21 protein-coding genes are annotated in these 14419 nt (G+C 47.7%); 5 read left to right on the top strand and 16 right to left on the bottom strand.

Annotated elements, in window-relative coordinates; translation table 11 throughout:
• Nucleotides 1–88 precede the first annotated feature (88 nt).
• The 4 genes from DS731_RS02435 to DS731_RS02420 all read left to right on the top strand — a co-directional run bounded on the left by DS731_RS02435 (nt 89) and on the right by DS731_RS02420 (nt 2679).
• Nucleotides 89–562 (top strand): transcriptional repressor, encoded by a 474-nt coding sequence (locus tag DS731_RS02435; RefSeq protein ID WP_119499844.1) that lies wholly within the window; start codon nt 89–91, stop codon nt 560–562.
• Complete coding sequence (locus DS731_RS02430) at nt 552–1016, top strand: chemotaxis protein CheX (RefSeq protein ID WP_119499843.1); 465 nt, start codon at nt 552–554, stop codon at nt 1014–1016. Before DS731_RS02435 ends, DS731_RS02430 begins: the two co-directional genes overlap by 11 nt.
• Nucleotides 1006–1440: a secondary thiamine-phosphate synthase enzyme YjbQ gene (locus DS731_RS02425; protein ID WP_232373464.1), complete on the top strand. Its 435-nt coding sequence runs from the start codon at nt 1006–1008 to the stop codon at nt 1438–1440. Before DS731_RS02430 ends, DS731_RS02425 begins: the two co-directional genes overlap by 11 nt.
• A 108-nt stretch (nt 1441–1548) precedes the next feature.
• Nucleotides 1549–2679, top strand: coding sequence for an OmpA family protein (locus tag DS731_RS02420; protein WP_119499841.1), 1131 nt, complete (start codon nt 1549–1551; stop codon nt 2677–2679).
• A 109-nt stretch (nt 2680–2788) separates the two neighbouring features.
• On the opposite strand, the gene dnaB is transcribed toward DS731_RS02420, so the two are convergent.
• From dnaB to DS731_RS02400, 4 genes are all read right to left on the bottom strand, one after another.
• A complete protein-coding gene (gene dnaB / locus DS731_RS02415) occupies nt 2789–4177 on the bottom strand; it encodes a replicative DNA helicase (RefSeq protein ID WP_119503267.1) in 1389 nt (462 codons plus the stop codon).
• Nucleotides 4178–4250: 73 nt separating this feature from the next.
• Complete coding sequence (locus DS731_RS02410) at nt 4251–4745, bottom strand: hypothetical protein (protein WP_150154221.1); 495 nt, start codon at nt 4743–4745, stop codon at nt 4251–4253.
• Nucleotides 4746–4899: 154 nt separating this feature from the next.
• Nucleotides 4900–5601, bottom strand: coding sequence for a hypothetical protein (locus DS731_RS02405; protein WP_232373463.1), 702 nt, complete (start codon nt 5599–5601; stop codon nt 4900–4902).
• Between the two features lie 14 nt (nt 5602–5615).
• Entirely contained in the window at nt 5616–6182 is a 567-nt protein-coding gene (locus DS731_RS02400) for an RNA polymerase sigma factor (RefSeq protein WP_161599080.1), read from the bottom strand.
• Between the two features lie 101 nt (nt 6183–6283).
• Here DS731_RS02400 and DS731_RS02395 point away from each other — a divergent pair, with 101 nt between their 5' ends.
• Nucleotides 6284–6916 (top strand): MOSC domain-containing protein, encoded by a 633-nt coding sequence (locus DS731_RS02395; RefSeq protein ID WP_119499838.1) that lies wholly within the window; start codon nt 6284–6286, stop codon nt 6914–6916.
• A 49-nt stretch (nt 6917–6965) separates the two neighbouring features.
• On the opposite strand, the gene DS731_RS02390 is transcribed toward DS731_RS02395, so the two are convergent.
• The 12 genes from DS731_RS02390 to rpsJ form a co-directional block, all read right to left on the bottom strand.
• Nucleotides 6966–8843: a DUF885 domain-containing protein gene (locus DS731_RS02390; RefSeq protein WP_119499837.1), complete on the bottom strand. Its 1878-nt coding sequence runs from the start codon at nt 8841–8843 to the stop codon at nt 6966–6968.
• 215 nt (nt 8844–9058) lie between these two features.
• Nucleotides 9059–9316 (bottom strand): 30S ribosomal protein S17, encoded by a 258-nt coding sequence (rpsQ, locus tag DS731_RS02385; RefSeq protein WP_119499836.1) that lies wholly within the window; start codon nt 9314–9316, stop codon nt 9059–9061.
• Nucleotides 9316–9507: a 50S ribosomal protein L29 gene (rpmC, locus tag DS731_RS02380; protein ID WP_119499835.1), complete on the bottom strand. Its 192-nt coding sequence runs from the start codon at nt 9505–9507 to the stop codon at nt 9316–9318. The genes rpsQ and rpmC overlap by 1 nt, the downstream gene beginning before the upstream one ends.
• Entirely contained in the window at nt 9507–9920 is a 414-nt protein-coding gene (gene rplP / locus DS731_RS02375) for a 50S ribosomal protein L16 (protein WP_070125803.1), read from the bottom strand. The genes rpmC and rplP overlap by 1 nt, the downstream gene beginning before the upstream one ends.
• A 3-nt stretch (nt 9921–9923) precedes the next feature.
• Nucleotides 9924–10628 carry a 30S ribosomal protein S3 gene (rpsC, locus tag DS731_RS02370; RefSeq protein WP_119499834.1) on the bottom strand — a complete coding sequence of 235 codons (705 nt, stop codon included), beginning with the start codon at nt 10626–10628 and terminating at the stop codon, nt 9924–9926.
• A 9-nt stretch (nt 10629–10637) separates the two neighbouring features.
• Nucleotides 10638–10970 carry a 50S ribosomal protein L22 gene (gene rplV, locus DS731_RS02365; RefSeq protein ID WP_119499833.1) on the bottom strand — a complete coding sequence of 111 codons (333 nt, stop codon included), beginning with the start codon at nt 10968–10970 and terminating at the stop codon, nt 10638–10640.
• A 10-nt stretch (nt 10971–10980) separates the two neighbouring features.
• Nucleotides 10981–11256 carry a 30S ribosomal protein S19 gene (gene rpsS, locus DS731_RS02360; protein ID WP_119499832.1) on the bottom strand — a complete coding sequence of 92 codons (276 nt, stop codon included), beginning with the start codon at nt 11254–11256 and terminating at the stop codon, nt 10981–10983.
• A gap of 15 nt (nt 11257–11271) precedes the next feature.
• The gene (rplB, locus tag DS731_RS02355; protein WP_119499831.1) at nt 11272–12096 is read right to left on the bottom strand and encodes a 50S ribosomal protein L2; all 825 of its coding nucleotides are present in this window, start codon (nt 12094–12096) and stop codon (nt 11272–11274) included.
• Nucleotides 12097–12110: 14 nt separating this feature from the next.
• A complete protein-coding gene (gene rplW, locus DS731_RS02350; protein ID WP_119499830.1) occupies nt 12111–12410 on the bottom strand; it encodes a 50S ribosomal protein L23 in 300 nt (99 codons plus the stop codon).
• Nucleotides 12407–13012: a 50S ribosomal protein L4 gene (gene rplD / locus DS731_RS02345; RefSeq protein WP_119499829.1), complete on the bottom strand. Its 606-nt coding sequence runs from the start codon at nt 13010–13012 to the stop codon at nt 12407–12409. Before rplD ends, rplW begins: the two co-directional genes overlap by 4 nt.
• 18 nt (nt 13013–13030) lie before the next feature.
• Complete coding sequence (gene rplC, locus DS731_RS02340; RefSeq protein ID WP_119499828.1) at nt 13031–13669, bottom strand: 50S ribosomal protein L3; 639 nt, start codon at nt 13667–13669, stop codon at nt 13031–13033.
• A gap of 18 nt (nt 13670–13687) precedes the next feature.
• On the bottom strand, nt 13688–13999 hold the full coding sequence (gene rpsJ, locus DS731_RS02335) for a 30S ribosomal protein S10 (protein WP_008845776.1): 312 nt from the start codon (nt 13997–13999) through the stop codon (nt 13688–13690).
• Nucleotides 14000–14419 lie beyond the last annotated feature (420 nt).

Here is a 14419-nt window from a genome sequence, read left to right as displayed (position 1 = left end):
AATAGAAATCAGATGCATTGAACGCAGTCTGCTGTTTAATCGCATGATCACCAGACAAAAAAAATCAGACGTTTGCCGGTAAAACATCATGAATAGTACTACCCTCATTAATAAAGCCCGTGCCTATTGTGAACAACGGGGAGCAAGATTCACCCCTCTGCGGGAAAAAGTATATGAAATCTTGCTGGGTAAACACGGGCCTATGGGGGCGTATGAATTACTTGATGCCCTCAAGGAAACGGAATCAAGCGCAAAACCGGCCACGGTATACCGTGCACTGGATTTTCTGCTGGAATTCGGTTTCATTCACCGGCTGGAATCGACCAATGCTTTTGTTGCCTGTCATCATTTTGGTTGTCACCATCCGGTACAGTTCCTAATTTGCGACAGTTGCGGTGATGTTGCCGAGATACAGTCAGAAGGGCTGCAGGAAACGCTGGACAGTCAGGCAAAACAGCACGGATTCAAAGTATCAAAGCAAACAATTGAAGCTCACGGCCTTTGTGCAGATTGTCAGGATGCAGAAAGTGCGGAGCTTGAGGAAAAAAATCATGAATGTTGAGTTTGTTAATCCTTTCATCAATGGTTTACTGAATGTCATGGAAACCATGGCACAAACCACGTTAAAGCCCGGAAAACCCAAGAGAAAACAAAGTGATGTTGCTCAGGGCGACGTTTCAGGATTAATTGGCATGGTGGGCCCGCAGGTAAAAGGGTCAATGTCGATTACGTTTGATGAAGGTCTCGCGCTGACCATTATGGAGCGTATGGTGGGCGAACGTCCGGAGAAACTGGATGCGGAAGTGGGCGACATGGTGGGTGAAGTAACCAACATGATTTGCGGCAACGCAAAACGGGATCTTGCTGAAAAGGGCTTTGATTTTGGTATGGCTACGCCTATCGTTGTATCCGGAAAGCAACACACCATCAGTCATCAGGTAGATGGTGCAAAGCTCATTATGCCATTTATGTGTGATGCGGGTCTGGCGCATATGGAAATCTGCTTTGACAAGTAACTGGCATCAGCAGGAATTCTCTCTCCCCGCTTTCAGGCGGGGTTTTCATTTAATCACCTCCCACGTAGAGCGCGCCCTGCCTGAACTTCACAATGTAAAGATTGGGCAATTGCACCTCTGGCTACAGCACACCAGTGCTAGTCTGACTATTAATGAAAATGCAGATCCGTCGGTAAGAAGTGATCTGGAAGCGTGGTTTAAGCATACTGTACAGGAAAGCACGGCATATTTTACACATACCTATGAAGGAAGTGATGATATGCCCGCACACATTAAGTCCAGTTTATTAGGATGTGAGGTAACAATTCCCGTTAAAAACGGGGAGTTACAACTTGGCACCTGGCAAGGCATAATTTTAGGCGAACATCGCAATTCTGGTGGCAACCGGCGCATCATAGCCACTTTGCAAGGAATTTGGCGATAATATTAGTTATTATCTATTTTATGCTCTTTTGTCTATTGGCACGGCGTGTGCTAAGAGCTATCATCCACCCGATTTTACTAATCACTCAACGTTATACAGGATGTGAAAATGAACAAAACTTTTAAATTTACTGCTCTTGCTTTTGCTGTTGCAGCATCTGCGAACGTAGCGGCTCAGGAAGACGGCAAGCCATTTGACAGCTGGTTAGGGCTGCATGGCATGTATTACAACACGGAAGAAACTAAGCCAGCACCGGATCTGATGGACGACGGTTTTGGTTTCGGTTTTGAATACGGCTGGCGTTTCGACGAGAGCTGGGCTGTGCGTGGTGAATATACTGTTCTGGATATGGACTACCAACAAGTGCTGGGTTCAAAAGACAGCATCTCTGGTCACATGTTCGGTGTTGACGCTTTATACTTCCTGCCAGATGACCTGTGGTACGTATTCGGTGGTGTTAAGCGCCAGCTGTTAGACGAAAACTACAACCTTGCCAATGTTGGTATTGGTAAACACTGGGACATCAATGACGACGTTAAGCTGACAACTGAAATCGCTGCTTACCGTGATTTTGATGATTCATACTACGATTACAGTGTAAAAGTAGGTCTGGCATTCCCGTTTGGCCAGTCTAAAACTTCAAGCTACAGCAAGCCAGCGCCTGTTGTAGACGGCGACAGCGACAATGACGGCGTACTGAACAGCATGGACCAGTGCCCTAACACGCCTGCCGGTACGCAAGTTGATTCTAAAGGTTGTGCTGTTATCGCGGACAGCGATAAAGACGGCGTAGCAGATGGTAAAGATCTGTGCCCTGACACACCAATGAACGACAAAGTTGATTCTGACGGTTGTACTGTATTTGATAAAGAAGAAGTTACGCACAACCTGCGTGTACTGTTCGCAAACGAAAGTGCTGAAGTTGCAGAACCTCACTCTGCTGACATCGAAGACTTCGTTGCTTTCTTCAAGCGCTACGGTAAAACTGAAGCGGTAATCGAAGGCCACGCATCTGCACCAGGTACCGAAAGCTATAACATGGAGCTGTCTGAGCGTCGTGCTGAAGCATTCAAAAATGTACTGGTTAACGAATATGGTATCGATGCATCACGTCTGAGCACTAAAGGTTTCGGTGAATCAGAACTGCTGATGGAAGGTAGCTCTGCAGAAGCTAACCGTGTAAACCGTCGTATCTCTATTCGCGTAACAGCGATTGTTGAAGTACCTGAAAAGCGTTAATTCAACAACTCAGATATTCAAAAGGCGCCTTACGGCGCCTTTTTTGTGTCTGTTTATCTGGCAAAGCAATTAAGCATTTCCGGTACGCACTCACCTTTCCCCGGGCTGATTAATACTCGTCATCAAATGCCGGACCGGCATAGTTATCAAAACGGGAGAACTGTCCCTGGAAGGTTAACCGGCTGGTTCCGATTGGACCGTTCCTTTGCTTACCGATGATGATCTCAGCAATACCTTTATACTCACTGTTCTCGTGATACACCTCATCACGGTAAATAAACATGATTAAGTCGGCATCCTGCTCGATTGAACCGGATTCACGCAAGTCAGAGTTCACCGGCCGCTTATCAGCACGCTGCTCCAAACTACGGTTCAGCTGTGACAGCGCCACAACAGGCACTTCCAGTTCTTTTGCCAGCGCTTTCAGTGAGCGGGAGATTTCAGCAATCTCCAACGTACGGTTATCACTTAATGAAGGTACACGCATAAGCTGAAGGTAATCCACCATGATCAGACTGATCCCCCCGCGCTCTCTGGCCAGCTTACGGGCACGGGAACGCACGTCCATGGGTGTCAGACCGGAGGAGTCATCAATAAACAGGTTATCTTTGTCTTTCAGCATAGCCATTGTATTGGATACCCTGGCCCACTCCTGATCGTCCAGCTGCGCAGTACGGATACGGGTTTGGTCGACACGGCTGAGTGATGCGAGCATACGCATCATGATTTGTTCCGACGGCATCTCAAGACTGAAAACCAGTACAGGTTTTGTTTCAGCCATCATAGCGTTTTCACATAAGTTCATGGCAAATGTGGTTTTACCCATCGAAGGACGGGCCGCGACAATGATTAAGTCGGAGGGCTGTAATCCACTGGTCTTCTTATCCAGATCACTGAAACCTGTGGTTACCCCGGTTACTTCTTTACTGGTTTCAATCAGCGACTCAAGCCGTTTGATGGTCTTATCCAGTACGGAGTCGACGTCACGGGGACCTTCATTTTCACCGGTACGCTTCTCGGCGATCTCAAATACTTTACTCTCGGCCATGTCGAGAATATCAGCACTGTCCCGGCCTTCCGGGTTGTATCCCACTTCTGCAATTTCGTGGGCTACACCAATAAGCTCCCGGGTAATTGCCCGTTCACTGACAATTTTCGCATAGGACGTCACGTTGGCAGAACTGGGGGTATTTTTGGCAAGCTCAGCCAGGTAAGCGAAACCACCGGCGTCTTCTAACTCATTGCGGTGTTCCAGGGCTTCTGAAACAGTGATCAAATCCACAGGCTGACTTTCGCCCAGCAATTTCAGAATAACTTTGAATATGACCTGGTGGGAATGATTATAAAAATCTGCGTCTGTAACCAGCTCTGCGACTTTATCCCAGCTCTCACGATCGATAAGCATACTGCCCAGCACCGCTTGTTCAGCTTCGATGCTGTGCGGCGGTACTTTCAGCTTTTCGACATTTTTGTCTTTTGAGGTGGAAACAGCTTTCACAATACGCACATCCAAAAATCAGGGATCTGATATTTTCCGTGAATCAGAGCGAAAAGCAATGCCTGAGGGCTTTTTATCCGGCGAATTGTTGCGGGTCAGGTCCGGCTTTTTCCATTTTAAAGAAAACCCCGTCCCACAGAGTAAACGCTTTGTCTTTACCGGCAACCAGTACTGACTGGCCGGGTACATGTTCCCCGTGGCAACTGACATCGAAACGGGCTACACGATTGGCAACAATGCCGAGTCTTTCAAACGACACATGATATTCGCGAAGAAAGTCATCGCTCGACAGGGAGGTTTCTTTCCACTCAGCAGGACCGCATTGAGTTTGTCCCAGGATCACGTTATCGGGGGTGTACTGAAACGACTGACCCAGCCACATTTCCGCCTGCTCAGGTAACATAGCACTAATGCCAGGTGTTACTGACGAGGTGATTACCCAGGTACCTTCCACACTGGCAGGTTCCTCCACGGCACAACTCATTAGTACTGAGCCTGCAGTTAAAAATAAGGCTGCAAACCAGGCTACCGGTGACCATCCTCTTGCGCTTAATCGACGCGCTGTCATCTACTTCTCCATAATTTTCATACGTATACGAATATGGGGGTATAAAGTTCAACGACAAGCCACATTACCTGCGGCTTATCGTCGTTTCCGGATAGTTAGTCTTTTAGCCAGAGGATTCGTTCAGTTTATTTACATAAAAATAACATCATAACCTTTACTCAACAATGAGTTCTCCATGAACCGTAGACATTTCTATTGTGGCTCTGCCCCCGTTTGCCGTAAATTCCAGCCATTCATTCGGACCATATTTCGCTGAAGATGGTTTATCTGCAGTGAGCCTGTTCACGATATCACCACCGGCATGCGCCTGCATCTCCACCCTCGCAGACACACCTTTCTGCATCTTAAGATGCAGTGTTCCGCCAACTGACGAGGCATCCACATCCCCTTTCTCTGCCAGCGTTAAACTGGCAGTGATATCGCCGTTGACCACATCGAACTGAACAGAATTAGTCAGCCTGCTGGCTTCCACATCTGCCACAACGGCGGTGTAAGACAAACCGGATTTAGCCGGTACAAAAATAGTTAAATCATCACCGTCGCCCGGATTCTTATCCCGCCAGTCAATTTTACGATGGTTTGTTTCTACCTTCAGAATGACGTCATCGCCTTTTTTCTCAAAGATAAACGCTTCTGTCCGGTCGCTTAATTCACCGGACACTTTCACTTCGTTTTTATCCCAGCCGGTGATCGTTGCCTTGCCTGCCACATGCTCTATTTCAACAATAGGCGATGCGGAAGTGGTAAACGTTTTATCCACCTTTTCTCCGGCCATTGCATTGAAACTGATTGCCGGTATTACCGCTAACAGAAATGTTTGTTTTATTGTGGGGTGTAAATGTTGAATTAACCGCATTGTCGGTCCTTTTATCAAATTTGTTGCCATTTGGGCGCGTGCACCCGCTCAATCAGTAACAGTTGTTGTTGATAAATATGCTGCAGCATACCCAGTAACGCTGTGTTGTCAGGATCCTGCTTCAGAGCAAGCTTTACTGCTGCTGCCGCATCTTCAAGTTCCTGAATTTGTGTCTGCCAGTCGTCAGTGACCGCTGTCTGGTCCTGAAAACGCACCAGCAGTTGTTGTTTTTGCTGTTCGTGTTGCCGGCTCAGTACATTCACCAGAGCCTGTCCCCGTGCCCGTTCCGGCAATTGCCGGATATATCGTTCCAGATCCACCTCGCTGCTGCATGATGCTGTACCTGCCTCGTTGTCAATCTGCTCAGCGGTATCGAATAGCCGCCGCATCCAGCTTTTTTGCTTGCGCATATAACTGATAGTCACATTCGCGGTTACGCTGTCCAGCCAGGTACTGAACAGACTCCGTCCCTGATAATTACCGAGCTTCCGCCATACCTGTATAAAGACTTCCTGTGTCGCATCTTCAGCCAGCGACTTGTCTCCCGTTAGCCGGTAGCAAAGGGCATAAACCCGGTTCACGTGTGTTTTCAGGTTAGTCGCAGACGACATGTAAAAGGTTTAAATACGCTGCAGTTTTTTTTAAAGTAACACGCTAACCCTTCTCTGTTGTGGAAACTATCATGCATATCGAAGCTTTATACGCAGCTAAACCGGTCCCCTTTGGTCCGCGTGGAGCACCCAGCGCCATTCAGAAACAACCCGTTCCTTTTCTTACAGTACTGACGTCCGGCACTGAGGAAGATGAACAGGGAAATAAGAAGCTGCATGGTGGTCCGGAGAAAGTGCTCCATCAATTCAGTCACCGTGGTTATGAACGTTTATCAGAAGCGTTTCCTGAGGGTAACTTTGTCCCGGGCACCATTGGCGAAAACCTGATAGTTGAAGGCATGGACGACACCAACGTATTCATCGGAGACGTCTGGCAGATGGGTGAGATTGTTGTACAGGTTGGTGCACCCCGCGCCCCCTGTAATAAAATTTCCCAACGCTTCGATATAAAGAACCTTGATCGCTTCGTTGGAAATGAAGGCATTACCGGCTGGTATTTTCGCGTGATTGAAACAGGCACATTGAACACCGGAGATGAAGTAAAGCTGATTTCCAGAGCAGATAAAACGGTCAGCGTTGCTGATTTAATGACGGCCGTTTATGACAAGGGTAATCCCGAAAAAGCAGCAGAGTATGTGCAACTCGATGTACTGGATGATGAGTGGAAGGGAAAATGTGAACGCGTAATTAAACGCGGGCAATAGCTTAAAGCAGGTTGTTCAGGGCAAAGCCCCTGAACAACCTCTGGCAACATTAAGACTGAGATTTAATCCAGTCGTCGACCATCAGCTCCAGCGTGCTTAACGGCACGGCACCGCCACCCAATACCAGGTCGTGAAATCCGCGGATGTCGAACTTATCACCCAGCGCGGTTTTTGCTTTCTCACGCAGTTCCAGAATTTTCAGCATACCGATTTTGTAAGCAGTCGCCTGACCCGGCATAACAAAATAGCGCTGAACTTCTGATTTCGCCTGACCTTCAGAAATTGGCGAGTTATCAATGAAATAGTCTACAGCCTGTTGCTCTGTCCACTTTTTCGCGTGAATTCCGGTATCCAGAACAAGACGGATTGCACGCCACATTTCAGAATGCAAACGGCCAAAGTTATTTACCGGCTCTTTGTAAGCGCCCATTTCGCTGGCAAGACGCTCTGCATAAAGTGCCCAGCCTTCCACATAGCTGGTGAAGAACATTTGTGTGCGGAATGTGGGAATATCTTCCAGTTCCTGAGCAATGGCAATTTGCATGTGATGGCCCGGCACACCCTCGTGATAAGCAATCGCTTCCATTTCGCTTTTTGGCATCATGGTCATATCAATCAGGTGTACGTAGTAAACGCCCGGCGTCTTACCATCAGGAGAGCTCGGATAGTAATGCTGTGCAGCACCCGGTTGCTCGCGGAAAGGCTCAACCCGTTTCACCACAAGGTCTGCCTTAGGAAGACGGCCAAAGTAATCAGGCAGCATTTCTTTCATGTTGTTGATGTAGGTACGGGTATCACTCAAATAACCCTCACGGCCCTCATCGGTATTCGGGTAATAGAGACGTTCATCGGTTTTATCTTCACGGAAGTAATCAAACATCTCACGAAGAGAACCTTCAAATCCAAGCTCTGCTTTTACCTTTTCCATCTCCTTACGAATACGGGCGACTTCTTTTAACCCCAGTTCGTGAATTTCATCCGCAGTCATGTCCGTGGTAGTGGAGCGTGCAAGCATGGCATTGTAATAGGCTTCGCCGTCCGGCAGTGCCCAGACACCTTTAGCATTCTTATCCAGCGAAGGCAGATCAGCTTCAAACCAGTCAATCAGCGTTTGATATGCAGGCCCAAGCTTAGTGGTAAGCATGGCTTCGGCGTCTTTAAGGTAACCGTCAGCCTGCTCTTGTGTCAGCTCACCGGCATCGACAAGAGATTGTGCTTTGGCTTTAAAATCTGCATAAAGGGCGCTGTCGTTCTCAGAATCGTCAAAGGGCTTTCCGGAGATAATGCCTTTACTTTGTTCAATGACGCCCTGATAAGCAAAGTACGGTGACTTCACACCTTCATCGGCGTTGATGCGCGCGCGGTCGATTAACTGATCCATCGCCCGGCCGGTTTCACCCAGACGGCTTACGTAGTCCTTTAAGTCCTGCTCGCTTTCGACTTTGTGATAATTAATTAAAACTGTAGGAAGAGACGTGTGCATACCAAACATCTGATTAAAGATGTATTCACGGCGCTCAAAAGGCTTCATCAGCTTATCCTGTTCATAAGAGTAAACCAGGATATTCCATGAGATCTTTGCCGCATCATCCAGCTTGTCGTAATCGAAGGTGGATTTCATTTCTTCAACAGCGGCTTCCAGCATGGCAAACCGCTCTTCAGCAGCCTTTTCCGATGCATCATCAATTTCACCGTAGCGCTCTTTGCGGCCACGCATGGTTAAAGTGATGGGTGACATTTGCAGTTGCTTCTCATACTGCTCTTCAAACCAGGCATTAAGCCTTTCGGCTTCTGATTGCGCAGTTTGTTCCGCTGCAACAGGGGCTGTGGTTTCCTGCGTCTTTTCGCTGGCAGGTGAACATCCGATGATAGATGCAGCTACAAGGCTCAGTGCAAAGCCTGCGAGGGTTTTCATATTGGGTTTCATTTCCGTCTCCGTGTTATTCATTATTATTTCTTATTGCGCTGTGAAGTCAGTGCAGATATGTGTTTTCGCACACGCACAGTAACACTATTCTAAAACACAAAGGATATCGTTAAACAGAGATTCGCGCCGGATCAGTATGTAAGTAATTATGAATGGCAAATTGCAGGCACAAAAAAGCCCGGATTAACCGGGCTTTTTAAGAAAAGAACGAGCAATTACATGCTAGCTTTTTCTACAACGTCAACCAGTGTCCAAGTCTTAGTCTTGGAAACAGGACGACACTCACGGATAGTGACTGTATCGCCTTCGTTAGCAACGTTGCTTTCGTCGTGGGCGTGAAGCTTAGTAGAACGCTTGATGAACTTCCCGTAGATAGGGTGTTTAACGAAACGCTCAACAACAACAGTGATAGACTTATCACCTTTGTTGCTAACCACACGACCTTGTACTGTACGAATTTTTTGCTCAGTCATTACGCATCAGCCTTTTGAGTCAGAATGGTTTTAACACGCGCGATGTTACGACGCACTTTCTTCAGCTGGTCTGTTTTTTCAAGCTGACCAGTTGAATGCTGCATGCGCAAGTTGAACTGTTCGCGTAGCAGGTTTAACAACTCTGCGTTCAGCTCTTCTACGCTTTTTTCTTTCAGTTCAGTCGCTTTCATTACATCACCGTCCGAGTTACAAAGGTTGTTTTAAATGGCAGTTTTGCCGCTGCCAGTTCAAACGCTTCGCGTGCCAGAGACTCAGGAACACCTTCCATCTCGTACAGAACACGGCCAGGTTGAATTTGGCATACCCAGTACTCAACGTTACCTTTACCTTTACCTTGACGCACTTCAAGAGGCTTCTCAGTAATTGGTTTGTCAGGGAAAACCCGAATCCAGATTTTACCTTGACGCTTAACGTGACGAGTCATAGCACGACGCGCTGCTTCGATTTGGCGTGCAGTCATACGACCACGGCCAACTGCTTTCAGGCCATAAGTACCGAAGCTTACTTTGCCACCAGCAATAGCAAGACCACGGTTACGACCTTTATGCATTTTACGAAATTTCATGCGTTTTGGTTGTAACATGATTTAGCCCTCTCGCTTAGCGTTGCGGCCTTTCTTCTTAGGTTGAGCTGGCGCAGCCGGCTCCTGGTTTGTAGGCAGACCGCCCAGAACCTCACCTTTGAAGATCCAAACTTTAGTACCGATGATACCGTAGGTAGTTAAAGCTTCAGAAGTCGCGTAATCGATGTCCGCACGGAAAGTGTGCAGAGGAACACGGCCTTCGCGGTACCATTCAGAACGTGCAATCTCTGCACCGCCCAGACGGCCGCTAACTTCAACTTTGATACCTTTGGCACCAAGGCGCATTGCATTTTGTACCGCACGCTTCATAGCGCGACGGAACATTACACGACGCTCCAACTGGCTAGAGATGCTGTCAGCTACTAACTGTGCATCCAGCTCTGGCTTGCGTACTTCAGCAATGTTGATCTGAGCAGGCACACCGGCCAGCTTAGATACGTGATTACGCAGTTTTTCTACGTCTTCACCTTTCTTACCGATAACAACGCCCGGACGAGCAGTGTGAATAGTCACACGGATGCTCTTAGCAGGACGCTCGATCACGATTTTAGAAAGTGAAGCGTTTTTCAGCTGCTTAGTCAGATACTGACGTACCTGATGATCGTTATACAGGTTGTCTGCATAGTCTGCAGTATTAGCGTACCAGGTCGAAGTCCATGGTTTGCTGATACCCAGGCGTATACCTGTAGGATGTACCTTCTGTCCCATTTTCTACTCCTAGTTATCCGCTACAACTACAGTGATGTGGCTGCTGCGCTTAAAGATACGATCGGCACGGCCTTTGGCACGTGGCTTGATACGTTTCATCGTTGGACCTTCGTCAACGAAGATTTTCGCAACTTTCAGCTCGTCGATGTCAGCACCTTCGTTATGCTCTGCGTTAGCAATAGCAGACTCCAGTACTTTCTTAACTAATGCTGCGCTTTTCTTCGGGCTGTACGCTAAAACTTCAAGAGCTTTTTCAACGTGCAGGCCGCGAATTTGATCCGCAACCAAGCGTGCTTTTTGAGCCGACGTGCGGGCAAAGCGATGTTTAGCTAATGCTTCCATTTCCTACCCCTTAACGTTTAGCTTTCTTGTCCGCGACATGGCCGCGGTAAGTACGCGTTGGCGCAAATTCGCCCAACTTATGGCCGACCATTTCGTCACTTACGATGACAGGTACATGTTGGCGACCGTTATGGACCGCAATGGTCAACCCAATCATATCTGGGATGATCATCGAACGACGTGACCAGGTTTTAATTGGTTTACGGTCGTTCGCTTCCACTGCAGCCTCTACCTTCTTCAGCAAGTGAAGGTCGATAAATGGACCTTTCTTGAGAGAACGTGGCATGGTGAATCCTCGCTATTACTTGTTACGACGACGTACGATAAGCTTATCAGTACGCTTGTTGCTACGGGTTTTCTTACCTTTAGTAGGAACACCCCATGGAGTAACCGGGTGACGGCCACCTGATGTACGTCCTTCACCACCACCGTGCGGGTGATCAACCGGGTTCATTACAACACCACGGACTGTAGGACGAACACCACGCCAGCGAGTCGCACCAGCTTTACCCAGTGAACGCAGCATGTGTTCTGCATTGCCAACTTCACCGATTGTTGCACGGCAGTCAGACAATACTTTACGCATTTCACCTGAACGCAGACGTAAAGTAACGTAGTTACCTTCACGTGCCAGGATCTGAGCGTATTGACCAGCAGAGCGAGCGATTTGCGCGCCTTTGCCAGGCTTCATTTCGATAGCGTGTACAGTTGTACCTACAGGGATGTTGCGCATAGGCAGGGCGTTACCTGCTTTAATTGCCGCATCAGAACCAGACTGGATAGTGTCACCAGCTTGCAGGCCCTTAGGTGCCAGGATGTACTTACGCTCACCGTCTGCATACAGTACCAGAGCAATGTTTGCAGAACGGTTAGGATCATATTCTAAGCGCTCAATTTTGGCAGGGATGCCGTCTTTGTTACGCTTGAAATCTACGATACGGTAGTGCTGTTTGTGACCACCGCCAATGTGACGTACGGTAATACGACCATTGTTGTTACGGCCGCCAGACTTGTTGTTCTTGTCTAACAGAGGCGCATAAGGAGCACCTTTGTGCAGATCAGGGTTAACAACCTGAACAACGTGACGACGACCGGCAGAAGTTGGCTTAGCTTTCATTAATGGCATTTCTAATCCCCTTCTTATTCAGCGCCACCGACAAAGTCGATGTCCTGACCTTCTTTAAGCGATACATACGCTTTTTTCCAGTCGCTACGCTTACCGAAAGACATGCCGTGACGCTTGGTTTTACCCTTAACGTTCACAGTGCGTACGTCAGCTACTTCAACTTCAAACAGTTTTTCAACTGCTGCTTTGATTTCAGCTTTGTTCGCGTCTTTAGCTACTTTGAATACAACAGTGTTGCTGGCTTCAGCCGCCATTGTAGACTTTTCTGAAACGTGAGGTGCTTTCAGCACCTTCAGTAGACGTTCTTCGTTCATGCTAACGCCTCCTCAAGCTGTTTAACTGCATCAGCAGTAATCAGCACTTTTTCAAAAGCGATCAGGCTGACCGGGTCAATACCCGCAACGTCACGTACATCAACTTTGTACAGGTTGCGTGCAGACAGGAACAGGTTCTCATCAACTTCAGGAGTTACGATCAGAACGTCGTTCAGTTCCAGTTCGTTCAGCTTAGCTACCAAAGCCTTAGTTTTAGGCGCATCTACTGCGAACTTCTCAACAACAACCAGACGGTCTTGACGAATCAGTTCAGACAGGATGCTTTTGATAGCACCGCGGTACATTTTTTTGTTAACTTTTTGATCAAAGTCACGAGGCTTAGCAGCAAATGCGCGGCCACCACCAACCCAGATTGGGCTGCGGATTGTACCGGCACGTGCACGGCCAGTACCTTTTTGACGCCATGGCTTCTTACCACCACCACGTACTTCAGAACGCGTTTTTTGCGCTTTAGTACCCTGACGAGAACCTGCACCGTAGGCAACAACTACCTGGTGAACCAGAGCTTCGTTGTATTCACGTCCAAAGGTCGCTTCGGATACTTCAAGAGCGCTTTGCGCATCTTTCAATGTTAATTCCATCACTTCACTCCCCAGACGTTACGCTTTAACAGCTGGCTTTACGATTACATCGTTGCCAGTTGCGCCAGGTACGGCACCTTTAACCAGGATCAGGTTATTTTCTACGTCAACACGTACTACTTCCAAAGATTGGGTAGTCACTTGCTTGTTACCAAGCTGACCAGCCATTTTCTTACCTTTGAAAACTTTACCAGGTGATTGGTTTTGACCAATTGAACCAGGTGCACGGTGAGACAAAGAGTTACCGTGAGTCATACGCTGTGAACTGAAGTTCCAACGTTTGATTGCACCTTGGAAACCTTTACCTTTAGAAGTACCAGTTACATCAATTTTTTTAGTGTCGTTGAAGATTTCAACAGTGATTTCACTGCCCACTTCAATTTCGGCACCTTCGTTATCTTCCAGGCGGAATTCTACCAGAGTGCGGCCTGCTTCAACGCCAGCTTTAGCAAAGTGACCTGCTTCAGCTTTGTTTACGCGGTTCGCCTTCTTAGTTCCAGCAGTAACCTGAAGAGCGCGATAACCGTCAGTTTCTTCAGTACGTAACTGAGTAACACGGTTTGGGGTCGCTTCAATAACAGTCACAGGGATAGACGTGCCATCTTCAGTGAAGATGCGGGTCATACCCACTTTACGACCGACTAGACCAATCGCCATTGTTAATACCCTCTCTTATTAGCCCAGGCTGATTTGAACATCAACGCCAGCAGCCAAGTCCAAACGCATCAGCGCGTCAACTGTTTTATCAGTTGGCTCGATGATGTCTACCAAACGCTTGTGAGTACGGATTTCGTATTGGTCACGCGCGTCTTTATTAACGTGCGGAGAAACCAGAACTGTATAGCGTTCTTTGCGAGTAGGCAGAGGAATAGGACCGCTTACCTGAGCACCAGTACGTTTCGCCGTTTCTACGATTTCAGCCGTAGACTGATCGATCAACTTGTGATCAAACGCTTTCAGACGAATACGAATTCTTTGATTTGGCATCGATTAAGCTCCAATCGAAAGAACAAAAAAATCATCTTCTCACTCCCTCTTTTGATGGGACGAAAAGATGTGCGTATAAACCAGTGATTCCCAATTGGAATCTTGTTCTTTGTTTCTGACACGCCCGCTACGTCACCGATTACTCGCTTTTGTAGCTTCGGCATCTACCCTAAAAGCAGTGTAGCTGCGGCCGAAACCATGCTCCTGTTACATGTTGTACAGGGCAAGTGGGCGCGAATTATACAGAATTATCGGTTAAGCGCAACTCACAAATGCGAAAAACTGATCTATTTTTATTCAACAGGGTGTGAACCGGAAAGGAATGGTGCGGGTCTGACTGTAATAAAGCGTAAATGTCGCTTCTGGTCTGACGGTCAAGTTGCCGCTTTGGTCATAAAGGGTTATTGTGAAACCTCTTTA

The sequence above is a fragment of the Alteromonas sp. RKMC-009 genome (assembly GCF_003584565.2).
Lineage (GTDB): Bacteria > Pseudomonadota > Gammaproteobacteria > Enterobacterales > Alteromonadaceae > Alteromonas.
The sequence above is the reverse complement of the archived record's forward strand: the minus strand, read 5'-3'. Positions and strand labels throughout refer to the sequence as shown.